The organism is Burkholderia sp. MBR-1 (assembly GCF_013822785.1).
GTDB lineage: Bacteria > Pseudomonadota > Gammaproteobacteria > Burkholderiales > Burkholderiaceae > Burkholderia > Burkholderia vietnamiensis.
On record NZ_CP053610.1, the window covers coordinates 2,176,533 to 2,190,541 of the forward strand.

General features: G+C 61.1%; 3 protein-coding genes. All 3 read left to right on the plus strand.

Annotated features, from left to right (window positions below; translation table 11 throughout):
- The first annotated feature begins 1,085 nt into the window (after positions 1-1,085).
- The 3 genes from MBR110_RS24365 to MBR110_RS24375 all read left to right on the plus strand — a co-directional run bounded on the left by MBR110_RS24365 (position 1,086) and on the right by MBR110_RS24375 (position 13,954).
- Positions 1,086-11,579, plus strand: a complete 10,494-nt coding sequence (locus MBR110_RS24365; protein ID WP_258569983.1) for a hemagglutinin repeat-containing protein — start codon at positions 1,086-1,088, stop codon at positions 11,577-11,579.
- A gap of 24 nt (positions 11,580-11,603) precedes the next feature.
- Positions 11,604-12,032, plus strand: a complete 429-nt coding sequence (locus tag MBR110_RS24370; protein ID WP_155625041.1) for a hypothetical protein — start codon at positions 11,604-11,606, stop codon at positions 12,030-12,032.
- Positions 12,033-12,193: 161 nt separating this feature from the next.
- A complete protein-coding gene (locus MBR110_RS24375; RefSeq protein ID WP_059735856.1) occupies positions 12,194-13,954 on the plus strand; it encodes a ShlB/FhaC/HecB family hemolysin secretion/activation protein in 1,761 nt (586 codons plus the stop codon).
- Positions 13,955-14,009: the final 55 nt, after the last annotated feature.

A 14,009-nucleotide genomic window follows, 5' to 3' on the forward strand; every position in this document is an offset into this window, starting at 1 on the left:
GCGTGGGGTGCTCGATACGGGCGTCGGTCGAAGCACGCGATCGCGCGCGGCGCGCACCGGACGTTTCATCGGTGAGACGTCCTGCCGTTGCCCGCGAGTTCGTGTCTGACATGCGGCGAACCTCGGGCCTCCGGCTGCTGGCCGACGTTCGACCGCTCGGGAGAAAACAGCGCGGCCTGCGTCATCGCGCACTCCAAGCGTGCCGGGATGCGGTGCGCTTCCCAACGATGTTGCGCGGGGCGGCTCGCATCCGCTTCAACGCAGCGACGTCCGACCGTAAGCAACTGTCCGGGTGCCGACCTTGTCGCGCTGCTTGCGCCGCCGCTCGATGGCCGCGAGCGCGTCGCGTTCAGCGGCTGGCGATGCCTCGACACCGTATACCTTCAGCCGGGAAACCGGAAATCCTTTGCCCGCGCGCACACGCATATCAGCCACGCGTCCCAATTCGACACGCGATCACCATGCAGTGCCTGGTTTCTTCATATCGATGCGCTGTTGCGAATTGGAGACGCGAGTCGTAGAGCAAGCTGAAGCGGCCATCGCAATTCGCGATCGGACTTGCTAGTTGTTTTAAATGTCAATTGGCTTATTTTGAGATGGTGGCGATTCAATGGTCACGCGACTACTCGCGAGTAACGTTGTACGAGTGAGCGACCATTGAAAATATTCCGTTGAGTCGGATCGGGTGACGATTCAGATTGAGTCAGTGGTGAGTGCCGGCCACTCGATACGGATTTATATCAATCGCTGGTCGATTATAAAAATATTTCGGAATGTCAATTCCGCATCCGCGTTTCGAGCGGAAGGCGGTCGATATGGTGCGTCCCGCACGCCATCTTCCACGCTGTCGACGATCACGCGCGCGGCGGCGTGCAATTTATTAGTCGGTGACTTGCAATCTCTGACACTGTGAATGCGCACCTTTCGATAGATTTCGGCGTGAAGGGCCGCCATTCGATCGCGATCACACGTTGCGACGTGCAGACAAACTTAGACAGCGTTGCTTTCGAAATCGGAGAGCGTCTCTGTACTCGTGGGGGCTTCCCGATCGATTTGCTCCACGTCTAGAAGCGTTTGCCGTATCCATGAACAAGAACCAATATCGTCTGGTATTCAGCCGCGTGCGGGGTATGCTCGTTGCAGTCGAGGAAACGGCTCACGCGACGGGGAAAGTCACCAAGGGTGAAGCGTCGCGCGCCGTTGGCGATCGCACGGCGAGCGCGTCGGCGAGCTTTGCCTTGCGCCATACCGCATTCGCGGTGCTGGTCGCGGCCGGGATCACGCCGATGTGGGCAAATGCGCAGGTCGTGGGCGTGGGCGCGAACGCGCCGTCGGTCATCCAGACGCAAAACGGTCTCCAACAGGTCAACATCACGAAGCCGTCCGGTGCGGGCGTGTCGTTGAATACCTATTCGCAGTTCGATGTGCCCAAACCCGGCGTGATCGTCAACAACTCGCCTACGCTGACGAATACGCAGCAGGCCGGGTACATCAACGGCAACCCGAATCTCGGCCCGAACGGTTCGGCCAGGATCATCATCAACCAGGTCAACAGCCCGAACCCGTCGCAACTGAGGGGTTTCGTCGAGATCGCCGGCCAGCGTGCGGAGATGATCATTTCCAATCCGTCGGGACTGGTCGTGGATGGTGGCGGCTTCATCAATACCTCGCGTGCAATCCTGACCACCGGCACGCCGAACCTGAATCCGGACGGATCACTGGCGGGTTTCAGTGTGACGCGCGGCCTCATCGCGGTACAGGGCGCGGGCCTGAATGCCACCAACGTGGATCAGGTCGACCTCATTTCCAGAGCCGTACAGGCGAACGCCGCCATCTATGCGACGAACCTGAACGTGATCGCCGGTGCGAATCGGGTCAATCACGACACCCTCGAGGCGACCCGCATTCAGGGCGATGGTGCGGCGCCTGCGGTTGCGATCGACGTTGCGCAATTGGGCGGCATGTACAGCAATCGCATCCTGTTGGTCGGCACCGAGGGCGGCGTCGGAGTCCGAAACGCCGGGACGATCGCGGCGGACGCGATGGGGCTGACGTTGACTACCGACGGGCGGCTGATTCAGTCGGGCAAGGTTTCGTCGACCGGGAACGCCGCCATTTCTGCTGCAGGCGGAGTCGAGAACAGCGGCACCACCTACGGCCAGCAGTCGGTGTCGGTGAATACCGGTGCGGACGTCGTCAATACCGGTACGCTGGCTGCGCAACATCACGTCGGCGTGACCGCGGGCTCGCTGAATTCGACCGGGTTGCTCGGCGCAGGCGTGAACAGCGACGGTTCCGTGACGCAAACCGGCGACCTGCAACTCGCGACGACGGGCCAGCTCAATGCGACCGGCAAGAACGTTGCGGGCGGCAACGTGAGCGCGAAAGGCTCCGGCGTAAACCTCACTGACAGCACGACGGCCGCGAACGGCGATCTGTCGCTCACGGCCACGGCCGGCGACGTCAACTTCACGAACGCGACGGCGAGCGCCCAAGGGGCCATCACGGCGAATGCCGCAGGCACGGTCATCAATGATCGAGGCAACCTGACGAGCGGCGGTGCAACGAGCCTGACGGGCAACGACGTGTCGAACCGGAACGGCGCGGTGTCGTCGCAAGGGCCGCTGTCGGTGACGGCCGCCGACCAGATCGCGAACCAGTCCGGCGTATTCGTTTCGCAGAGCACGATGGCGCTGCGCGGCAGCACGGTCGCGAACAACCAAGGTACGGTCCAGAGCGCTGGTCGTGCCACGGTCGATGCAATCACGATCGACAATACGGCCGGCCGCATTACGTCGCTCAATAGCGACGGGATGGTGTTGACCGCGACGGGCCAACTCACGAATGCGGCAGGTACGACGGCGGCCGGCGCGCAAGGTGGCGTGATCGGCGGCAACGGCGACGTGACGGTGCAAGGCGGGGCGATCGCCAACCACGCGACGATCACGTCCAATACGAATTTGCACGTGGCCGGCCAGTCGATCGACAACGGCAGCGGGTCCTTGCAGGCCGCGCAGAACGTGGCGGTCGACGCCGCTGCGCACCTGGCCAACAGCGGCGGCACGATCATGGGCCAAACCGCCGCGTTGAACGGCACTACGCTCGACAACAGCTCAGGCACCGTGCAAGCCCAACAGGTCGCGTTGACCGGTACCAGTCTCGTCAATCGCGGCGGCACGATCACGCAGATCGGCACCGGCACGATGGCCGTCAATGTATCGGGCACGCTCGACAATTCGAGTGGCGGCACGCTGCAGACGAACGGCACAGACGTCACGCTGGCCCCTGCTGCGCTGGTCAACGATGGTGGCACGATCGTCCACGCCGGCACGGGTACGCTGACGTTGGGCAACGGTGCGGGTTCGGTGTCGAACGTCGGCGGCGCGATTGCCAGCAATGGACATATCGCGGCGCAAAGCGGCTCGCTGAACAACACCTCGGGTTCCATCAACGCGCAAAGCGGGCTGATCGCGGTGGTTGGCGGCACGCTGAACAATACCAACGGCAAGCTGCTGTCCAACACGGAGCTCGGCTCGACGAGCGGCACGTTGACGAACGATGGCGGCCAAATCGGCGCGAGCACGAATGCGACGATTCACACGGGTTCGATGACGAATCAGGGCGGCGCGATCGTTGCCCCGAATCTGTCGGTCACAGCCGATTCGACGCTCGACAATAGCGGTGGACAGCTCACAGCCAATCAGCTCGCACTGAGCACGCCGAATCTGACGAACCACGGCGGCACGATCACGCAGTATGGGTCGTCGGCGATGGGCGTCAATGTGAGCGGCACGCTCGACAATTCCGCTGGCGGTGTGATCCAGACGAACAGTACGGACCTGACGCTCGCTCCCGCGCAATTGAACAACGCTGGCGGAACGATTACGCATGCCGGCGCGGGTACGCTGACGATTGAACCAGGCAGCGGTGCAGGTGCAGTGAACAACGCGGGCGGCACCGTTGTCACCAAGGGCAATGCAGTCGTCGGCGCGAGCGGCTGGGACAATACGAGCGGCATCTTCGCGGCACAGGGCGACATCGCCGCGACGATCGCGGGCGACGTGAACAACGCGCAAGGCCTGGTGCGCGCAGGAACGTCCTTGTCGTTGACGAACGGCGGCGCGCTGGTGAACCAGGGCGGGCATATTCAGGCCGGCCAGACCGTGGCAGGCGACACGAGCACGCTGCGCATCCAGTCCGCGTCGATCGACAACGCCGACGGGTCGATCGCCGACCTTGGCGCCGGCCAAATGACCGTGCAGGGCGGCAGTCAGATCACCAACAGCAACGCCGGTGGTGTGTCGGGGATGGGTGCGATCACCGGTAACGGTGACGTGATGGTGAACGCTACGTCGATTTCCAACACGCAAGGTGGCCAGCTGAGCGGCGCCTCGCTGCATGTTCAGGGGACGACCTTGGACAACAGCGGCGGGCAGATTGGTAACGTCGCGAATTCGAGCGGCGATGTGGCCGTGACGACCAGCGGCGCGATCACGAACACGAACGGGCAGATCAGTTCGACGCACGACCTGACGGTGACAGCGCCGACGCTGCAAGGTGGCGGTACCTATAGCGCGGCCCACGATGCGAGCGTCAATTTGCAGGGCGATTTCTCGGTGACGCCCGACTATCAGTTCAACGTCGGCCATGATCTTGCGTTTGCGTTGCCCGGTACGTTCGACAACAGCGGCAACGTGCAGTCGGTCAACGATCTGAGCGTCAATGCCGGCAACATCGTCAACTCCGGCGCACTGTCAGCCGGCGGTTTGCTGCATACGCAATCGGGCAACCTCACCAATACCGGGTCGCTGGTGGGCGGCAGCGTCTCGCTCAACGCAACGGGCACGGTGTCGAACGTCGGGCCGACGGCCTTGATTGGTGCATCGGATAGCAACGGCACGCTTGAAATTCTCGCGCACGATATCGAAAACCGTGACGACACGACGGCGACGGATTCGATGCCGACGACGGCGATTTTCGGGATGGGTAAGGTCGTACTCGCGGGTGGTAAGGACGCGAGCGGCAATTACACGAATGCGGCACTCGTCAACAACTCGTCGGCGTTGATCCAGTCCGGCGGCGATATGGAGTTGCACGCCGATAAGGTGACGAGCACGCGTCGTGTGATGAGCACCTCGGGAAGCACGAGTAACGTCGATCCGGCGGCCCTCGCGCAATACGGCATTAGCCTGTCAGGTTGCGCATCGTACTTCGCGGTGAATTGCGCGGGAGGGGGACAGATGATCGCCGGTCTCCGGTCCGACAACATCACACCGGCCGAAACGGCCGCGTTGATCAAACAGCCGGGCGGCATGTACATTGAGCCGCCTCACGGCGGCCAGTGGAACAGCGGGTACTTCTACACGACCTATACTGGAACGGCTGTGGCGAACACGGTCACGGCATTGAGCCCGACTGCGCAAATCGTGTCGGGCGGCAGTCTCAATGCAACATCGACCGGTACCCTGCAAAACTACTGGAGCAGCATCACGGCCGTTGGCAACCTCGACTTGCCGCAAAACTATGACGGCAACGGTTGGGCGGCGACGGGCCAGCAGGCGCCGACCGTGACGGTGACGTACTCAGGCCAGTACCACTACAACAACTACGACAGCAGCGAATACAACTGGCAATTGCCGTTCGGCAACGCCCCGTTCGTGACGAGCCGTCCGGGCGGCTATACCCAAGTCGCGCCAGCGGACGTCAAGACCTACAGTCTGCCGAGCTACGATTCGACGTTGGGTTCGAACGGCACGATCTCCGGCACGGGTGTCAGCATCAATAACACGGCCGCAAACGCGTCGATTCCGTCGCTGGGTCTGCTGCCGGGGCAGGCCGTGCCGGGGCTGACGATCGGCGGGCTGAGTGGTAGCGCGAGCGGTACGAAGTCGGGCGCTTCGGCCGTGCATGGCGGGGTGATCAACGTCTCGCCGATCATCGCCAGCGCGACGGCGCAGAACGTCCTGAACAATCTGACGATCCCGCAGGGCGGTCTGTACAGACCGAATCCGGCGCCGAACGCGAGCTATGCGATCGAGACGAACCCGGCATTCACGAACCAGAAGCGCTTCATCTCCAGCGACTACTTCTTCAGTCAGATCGGCGTCGACCTTACGCATATTCCGAAGCGTCTCGGTGACGGCTTCTACGAACAGCAGCTGGTACGTAACCAGGTGACCTCATTGACCGGCAGGGCTGTACTCGGCCCGTACACGGATCTGCAGGCGATGTACGAATCGTTGATGGCGGCGGGTGCATCGCTGGACAAGCAGCTCAACCTGCCGATCGGAGCGAGCCTGTCGGCCGATCAGGTATCGAAGCTGACCGGCAACGTGATCATGATGGAAACGCGCGTGGTCGACGGGCAGTCGGTGCTGGTGCCGGTCGTGTATCTCGCGCAGGCGAAACAGCAGAACGTCAATGGTCCGCTGATCACCGCCACTGACATCGATCTGAAGGACGCGCAGAACTTCACGAACAGCGGAACGGTGAAGGCGGACAACACGCTGTCGATTCAGGGCAAGCAGATCGATAACGCGTTCGGCGCGTTGCAGAGTGGCGGGCTCATGTCGTTGATGACGACTGGCAATGTCGATTTGACGTCGGCGAAGGTCAAGGCCGGAAGCCTGTATCTGAATGCCGGTGGCGACCTGATTCTCGATTCCGCCGTGAAAAGCGACACCCGGGTGAGTCGCGATGGCGCAACGAGTGTGACGACGACGCTCGGGCCGATTGCTCAGCTCGACGTCAAGGGCGATGCGGGGATCATGACAGGTGGCAATGTCGAGCAGCATGCGGGCGCGCTGACGGTCGGCGGCAATCTCGGCATGCTGATTGGGGGCAACTACGACCTCGGTACGCAGCAAGTCGGCGAGCACAAGATCGTGCAGCGCGCGAATGGCGTATCGAATACCGACATCAATGGCGTGGTTGGTAGCGCCGTGAATGTCGGCGGCGTGTCGATGATCGGAGTGAATGGGGATCTGACCGCGAGCGGCGCGCGAATCAACCTGGGTAACGGCGGAACGATCGCGGCCAAGGGCAATATCACGCTCGGCGCTGCGAGCGCTACGTCGACGGTCGACAGCAACAGTTCGGGTAGCGATCACCACGGCAGCTATTCGGAAACGTTGCACACGTCCGACCAGACCGTCGTTGGCACGACGGTGCATAGCGGCAATACCTTGAGCGTTGCTTCGGGCAAGGACATCAGCGTCATCGGAAGCACGATCTCGCTTGACCAGGGCAACGTGGGCCTGATGGCGGTCGGCAACGTGAACGTCGGCGCGGCGACCGAAACGCACGTGTCGAACATGAACGAATCGCACGACCACAGCGGCGTTGCAAGTCATGCGAGCGCGACGAACCGGGTCGACCAGACCACCACGTATGCCAATGGCAGCGCGATTTCGGCTGACGGCGTAACGGTCCTCAGCGGGAAAGACATCAACGTCACCGGTAGCGCCATTGTCGGGACGCACGACGTGGCGCTGTCCGCTAAAAACAACGTCAACATCACGGCGGCGACCGACACGTATCAGGACAACGAGTATCACCAAGAGAAGCATTCGGGCTTGTCTGGCTCGGGTGGACTTGGCATTACGATCGGATCGAGCGAACAGAGCGACCGGTATAACGCGGCTTCGACGACGCAGAGCCAGTCGCGCAGTACGGTCGGCAGCGTTGAAGGCAACGTGACCGTATCGGGCGGGAAGGACGTCCATATCAGCGGCAGCGATTTCGTGGCAGGCAAGGCGGCGGGCGACGTCGACGGAAACACGGGCAATATCAGTATCACCGGGCAGAACGTGACGATTGATCCAGGGCAGGATGTGGCGCAATCGCACGATCAACGCGAAGCGCATTCGAGTGGCCTGACCGTTGCCGTGACCGGTACGCCGTACGATACGGTACGCAACCTGAAGGCGAATGCGTCGTCGGGTAACGCCTTCCAGCGCGGCCAAGCAGTGGGCAACGAGATCGGCGCAAGCGCGGCAGACGTGCCGGGGATCTCCGTGTCGTACGGACAGAGCCGTAGCAGCTCTACGACCGATATGTCGAGTTTGACGAACTTGGGAAGCACGGTTCGCGGTGGTGGAAACGTGACCGTGAAAGCGACTGGCGGCGCGCAGAAGGACGCGAACGGCAACATCGTGGATGGCGATATTTCCGTGATCGGCTCGGCAATCAGCGCGGGCGGGACGGCGACGCTGGATGCGAACCGTAACGTCAACTTGCAGGCATCGACTGATCACTTGCAGCAGTCGACACAATCGTCCGGTTCGTCATGGGGCGTTCAAGCGGCATCGCCGAGCCTGGGCGATTTGGGGCGCTGGGTGGGTGGCACGGCGAACACGGGTGGCAACAGCCCGTCGCCGTACAACGCGAGCCGGAGCAATTCGGACGGCAGCCAGACGATGACGCAGCAAACGGCGGCATCGGTCACGGGTAATAGCGTCGTCATCAAGAGCAAGACGGGCGACATCAACGTCGTCGGCTCGGGCATCAGTGGAACGCAGGGCGTCGATCTCGTCGCCACACAGGGCGCAATCAACGTGCTGGCCGGGCTTGACACGAGTACGAGCCACCAGGAATCGAGCAGTCAGCAGATCGGCAGTCTGGGCAGTAACGGCACGGCTACCGGTTTTAGCGTCGGTGTGGCGAAGAACCATAGTGTCCAGGACACGGCTTCGCAGACCCAAAGCACGATGCGCAGCCAGATCGTCAGCGGCAACGGCAACGTGACGCTCGATGCGAAGCAGGACATCACGGTCGCCGGTTCCGATTTGAGCGCGGGTAAGGATCTGACGCTGATCGGCAAGAACCTGAATCTCGATCCGGGTACGGACGCGACACAGAGCCGGATGAGTCAGGATTCCAGTCAGTTCGGCGTGAGCGTGGCGCTTGGCGGTGCGATCGGGAACGCCGTCGCGCAGGCCAATCAAGCATTTGCGCAGCCCGCGCGCGGGGGCGATTCGCGGTTGGCGGCGCTGGACAAGGCACAGGCCGGACTTGCGGCGTACAACGCGTATCAAGTTGGTACGGCGTTGAGCAAGGGGCCGACGAATCAGGCACTGGTCAAGGCGACGGTCAGCATCGGGGGCGGCACCAGCCATAGCGAAGCGCAGTCCAGCTCGATCGCGAATGACGGGAGTACTCTGCACGCAGGTGGAACGGCGACGCTGATCGCAACCGGAAGCGGAACCAAGGATACGAACGGTTTTGCAACCGACGGCGATATTAACGCCAGCGGCACGAGGATTACCGCGCAAAACGTCCAGTTGAACGCGGCGCGCGACATTAATCTCACGAGCGCGAAGGATACGAGCCAGCAATCGAGCAGCAATAGCAGCAGCAGCGGCAGTATCGGTGTCGGGGCCGCAATCGGCGGTCAGCAGAACGGTTTTACGCTGGAGCTTGGCGCGAGCACTGCACACGGTCATGCGAACGGTAACAGCGTGACGAATCGGGATACGCAGATTACTGCGAGCGATACGCTGTCGGTGACGAGCGGACGCGATACGAACTTGCGGGGAGCCGAGGTGTCGGGCAATACCGTCAACGCGAGCGTTGGGCGCGACCTGAACGTCCAGAGCCAGCAAGACACCAGCACCTACGACAGCAAGCAATCGAGCGCCGGATTCCAGGCAAGTATTTGTGTGCCGCCGTTCTGCTATGGCCAGACAGTGAGTGGCAGCGCCAGCGCGAGCCAGCAGAACATTAACGCGAACTATCAGTCGGTGAACCAGCAGAGCGGTATTTATGCGGGCACGGGTGGGTATAACGTGAACGTCGGGAACCACACGCAGCTCGATGGCGGCGTGATTGCGAGCACGGCGACCTCGGACAAGAACAGCTTGTCGACGCAGACGCTCGGCTATACGAATCTGGAGAATCACGCGACCTACTCGGGGGATACAGTCGGCTTCAGCGCGAGTGGCGGATTCGGGAACAGTACGCCGGGTGGTGTGAATCTCAATACACCTGTCAAACAGGGCGCTAACAACACGACGGGAGCGCTGAATTCGCAAGGCTTGGGGCCGAGCGGGTTCTCGACAGCAGGCACGAGCAGCGACGCGTCGGGCACGACCTACGCCGCCGTCAGCCCGGGCAAGATCACGGTCCGCGGTGACGCAGGTGCCGGACATGACAGCACTGCTGGGCTGAGCCGCGACACCGCGAATGCGAACGGCGCGGTACAGAACACGTTCAATGCGCAGAATGTGCAGAACGACATCGCGGTTCAGCAGTCGGTCGGCCAAGTCGGCATGCAGGTGGTCGGTGACGTGGCGGATGCGCTTCAGAATCACGCGAAGGCGAACGCACGCGATGCTCAGCAACGACTCGATCAAGCAAATGCGATTCACGATGACGCGGCGGCTCAGCAGGCTCAGGCAGATTTGACTGCCGCGAATGCACAGGTGGCGATGTGGGGGCCAGATGGGGCTGCGCGCATCGCTTCGCATGCGGGAGTTGCTGGAATTGGTGCCGCGATGGGCGGGGGCAGTGTGGCGGGAGCGATCGGCGGCACGATAGCGGGCGACGCGGCCGGCACCGTAGCGAGTCAAGCGCTCGGGGATACGCTTGGGGGTACGTTGTTGGCCAATGCGGCGTCGGGGGTGGCCGGTGCAGCGGCGGGCGGCGCGCTGGGCGGTTCGGCCGGTGCAATTAGTGGAGCTGGTGGTGCGCTTAGTGCAGATCTGTATAACCGGCAGTTGCATCCGCAGGAAAAGACGAAGGCACAGAAAATTGCTGCTGATGCGAAGGCGAGAGGAATAACGAATCCTGATGGATCGCCGATTACCGTGGACCAGATCGAAAATGCGATGCGATCCGCGAGCAACAGCCAGTATGGCGAGACAATTACGACGGGCATGGTGGTGCCGCTGAACGGCAGCACGACCACTGGTCAACTCTACGACACGACTGGCATGAAGGTGACCAACGACGGCGCGGGGAACAACTATCTCGTGCAAGATCCATCGATGCTGACGTCGCCTTCTGACACGGTGAGAAATCTCATTCAGCAAGACACGGGTGGGGCGAATTCGCCGTACAGTTGGAACGTGCCGTCACCTCAAGCGGCGCAAGCGAGCAGTGGGGCGCCAAGGATCGATCCATATGGACCATTCTCACCGGGATGGAACACCGGTGAGAATTCAGCCGGATTTCAGCAGCCTGGCATCCCTGCGCCTGACTACGTCGCCGTCAACGGCAGCGGTCTGGGTCTGGCAGGCTCAATATCACTGAACCTGCACAACGGTCAAATCTACGTCGGGGCCGGTGGCTCCGTGCCCGTGGCCCCTGGTGCAAGTGTCACGTTCGGTTTTGTGCCTTCAAATTACGGACTGCCCAATGCAGTGCAAGGGGACAATACTGATCAACTCTTGGCTGGAGGCTCGTACTCAGCTGCTGCTTGCGCATATGGTGTTTGTCTTGGCGGGAATCATGCAATTGGTGGCGCTACGGCGGTTGAGGTTGGTTTGGGACTCGGTGCACCGACGAAAGGCATAAGCCTCGGTGGAAGTGCCGGCACAGGAGTATCTTTGCCAGTATTTAAACTGCCAACGCCACATTAATTAAATCATGTTATTTGACAAAAAATGAATCGTCCTGTCAAGCACTATGTAATTGCTCTAGCGGTGGTGTTGTGGCTGTTCATGCTTGTTTATGCATTGGTGAAAAATCCTTCGGCTACTGATGCAAGTGAAAAAATAGATATGATGAATGGTGATATGGCGATGATGCTCGTAAACGGAGGCAATGTCGTTTATCGAAATGAAAATGCAAAATTTGGCGGGGCGCTGTTGTCGGTTCTAATTCGAACGGACTCGTGGTCAAATCAGCTTAGGGAGCGGGACATCAAAACGCTGGTCGATCTAGGTTGGCAGCAGATTTCGACGGGCCCTGCTTCTTTCTGCAAGCGGGGCGTGATTGCGGAGATTCAGGAAAACGTTGGAAATTACAAAAATGTATCGACTGTTCTTATTTCCATGAAATACAACGCTACCACAATCAAGGCGTGCAAATAATCGATGCGCTGGTTCGGTCGATTGGGTGCTTGATGGCTGGGCGAGCTGTTAGTGGCTTGGACACGCGTGTCTTATTAAGAAGATGTGCGGTGTAGACGGTTGAATCTGACGCACATCGCGCTACTTGTAAAGTACTGGCAGAATCAGGGAAATGCCAAATAATGAAAATTTCGAAACGGCTGGCGGCCTTGCCGCTCACAGCCCTGGTATCGCTCGGGGTGCAGGCGCAGCAGGCCCCCACGCCTGCTGACCAAGCGGCGGCGGCGAGGGCGAACGCGGAACAGGATCGGCAGGCACAGCAACAACGCGACGCGCAACTGCGTGACGCGATGGTGCGAGCCCCTTCCGTGCGTTCGGAAGTGCCGAAGATCGAAGCCTATCCGGCGCTTCCCACGGAAACGCCGTGCTTTCGTATCGATCGCTTCTCGCTCGACGTGCCGGCGTCGTTGCCCGACGCAGTGAAGGCACAAGGTGCGTCGGCGCTGCCGATGGATCGCTTCGCGTTTGCGCGCGACTGGCTGAACCACTACGGCGGGCAATGCGTCGGCAAGCAAGGCGTTGACGTGCTGGTCAAGGGGCTGTCTCAGGCGATTCTGGCGCGGGGCTACGTCACTACGCGCGTGCTTGTTCCAGAGCAAGACTTATCGACAGGTACCCTCAAACTTTCGCTGATTCCCGGCACGATTCGCCATGTGCGCTTCGCTGATGAAAAGCTGCGGGGCACGTGGAAAACCGCTTTCCCGACCCGCGACGGTGAGGTGCTGAACCTGCGCGATCTCGAGCAAGGTCTCGAGCAAATGAAGCGCGTGTCGAGTCAGGATGTCTCGATGCAAATCGTTCCGGGTGACCTTCCCGGCGAAAGTGATGTGGTGCTCGATGTGAAGCGTGGCAAGCCCTGGACAGTCGTCGCGTCGATCGATAACTCCGGCACGCGTGCCACCGGCAAACTGCAAGGCAGTCTGTCGGTCGGCATCGACAACCCGCTCGGGCTGAACGACGTGCTCAACGTCGGCGTCAGCCAAGACCTCGAGTTCGGCGACAAGCGCCTCGGCTCGCACGGCTGGAACGGTTTCTATACGATTCCGTGGGGTTACTGGACGGCTACGCTGTCCGCCAGCACGAACACGTACTACCAGCAGATCGCGGGCGTGAATCAGACATTCGTCGCGAGCGGCAACTCGAAGACAGTCGATTTCAAACTGGCCCGAGTCCTGGCACGCAGCCAGAATGACGTGTTCGGTGGGTACTTCCGGTTGTCGCGTCGTTTTGGTCAGAGTTTCATTGAGGACACCGAGATTTCTCAACAACGCCGCAACAACACGATCATCGAACTCGGCGTAACAGATCGTCACTATTTCGATGGCGCGCAGTTCGACGGCTCGGCCGCCTATCGGCAGGGCGTCGGCGGTTTCGGCGCGCAGGATGACATCCTCGCAGCTGGCGCTGGCCCAACGTATCGCTTCAAGATGGCAGTACTTGACGCGAACCTGTCGGTGCCGTTCGCGATTGGCAAACAGCCGTTCCACTATGTCGGTACGTTCCACGGCCAGTACACGGGGAACACCCTGTACTACCTCGACGACATGACGATCGGTAGCCGATACACGGTGCGCGGCTTCGACGGAGAAACGATGCTCGCCTCGTCGCGCGGTTTCTACTGGCGTAACGAGTTGCAGATGCCGATCGGCCAGACGGGTCAAGCGATTTACGCAGGGTTGGACTACGGCCGCGTATGGGGGCCACAGCCGATCGCGCTCGTCGGCACGCAGTTGGCCGGCGCTGTTATCGGCGTGAAGGGAAGCATCGGGACGCGCTTCGGCCCCTACGCGTATGACCTGTTTGCCGGTACGCCGATCTATAAACCCTCGGGCTTTCCCACTGCGCGCGTCACGTTTGGATTCCAGCTGACTTCGCAGTTTTGAGCGGGCAGCCCTTGCAGGTCACAGTCGAGCGTATGCACGTACTTTGCGTCGAATC